This is a genomic window from Streptomyces sp. SID5643 (assembly GCF_009872555.1).
Taxonomy (GTDB): Bacteria; Actinomycetota; Actinomycetes; order Streptomycetales; family Streptomycetaceae; genus Streptomyces; species Streptomyces iakyrus.
This window is the reverse complement of the sequence record NZ_WWIC01000136.1, coordinates 1-636: the sequence shown is the minus strand read 5'-3', so window position 1 is coordinate 636 and position 636 is coordinate 1. Positions and strand designations below refer to the sequence as shown.

Sequence of the window (636 nt, the reverse complement as noted above, 5' to 3'; positions counted from 1 at the left end):
GGCGGAGGTGGCGGCGGGAGCGGGGCCGCTCGACTGCTGGACGGGGCCGGCCGGGGAAGCCGGCGGGGACGGGGCGGGGCGCTGGGCCGTCGCCGTGCCTGCGCCGACGTTGTGGCCGCCGCCTCCGCCGCTGCCGTAGCCGCCACCGCCGCCGAAACCGGAGGGGCCACCGCCGGGCGCCGGGGGCGCGGAGCCGCCCGAGGGGTCGACGATCGCCTCGATCTTCCACTGGACGTTGAACTGCTCGCCCAGCGCCTGCCGCAGCACGTCCTCGCTGCCGCTGCTCAGGAAGTTGTCCCGGGCTCCGGCGTTGACGAAGCCGAGCTGGAGGGTCGTGCCGTCGAAGCCGGCCACCTGGGCGTTCTGACTGAGCAGGATCCAGGTGAAGCGCCGGCGATTTTTGACCGCGTCCAGGATGTTCGGCCAGAGCATGCGGGGGTCGAGATGGCCGCCGCCGGTGGGAGCGGAGGCGGGGGCGGGAGCCGACGTCGCCGGAGGCCGGGCCGCAGGAGGGGCACTGGGAGCGGGAGTGTTCGCCGGTGGGGTGTTCGCCGGCGAGGTGTTCGGGGCGGGGGCGCCCGGGGCCGCCGTGGGCCAGCCACCGGGGCGACGGCCGCCGCTGCCGGCGGAGGCGGC

The 636-nt window shown here is 77.4% G+C and carries 1 pseudogene; it reads right to left on the bottom strand.

Going from position 1 to position 636, the window contains the following annotated elements:
* Positions 1-636 (bottom strand): annotated as a pseudogene (locus GTY56_RS16755) (DNA polymerase III subunit gamma and tau); the annotation flags it as partial.